Genomic DNA, 240 nt, shown 5'->3' with positions numbered 1-240 from the left:
CATTTCACCGGCACTTGTCATTTCTTGCAGACTTCCCGCCAAACGCTTCATGGAAGTATTCAGTTCACTTGTTTCAATCATCAGCTCTTCGTAATTATTCGTATCATAGTTCCCGCGTTCTAGCTGTTTGGCTACCTTTGTCGCATAATCAATTGGTTTCACATATTTCATCGACATGCGGTACCCGAAGAAAACAATGATGATGATCGCCGAGCCAAGACAAAAGGCTAAGGCAAGCCA

General features: G+C 43.8%; 1 pseudogene. It reads right to left on the bottom strand.

The features are described from left to right. Positions 1-240: pseudogene (locus SB658_RS27090) on the bottom strand (PAS domain-containing sensor histidine kinase); the annotation flags it as partial.

This window comes from Bacillus sp. SIMBA_008, assembly GCF_046535495.1.
GTDB lineage: Bacteria > Bacillota > Bacilli > Bacillales > Bacillaceae > Bacillus > Bacillus subtilis.
The sequence above is the reverse complement of the archived record's forward strand: the minus strand, read 5'-3'. Positions and strand labels throughout refer to the sequence as shown.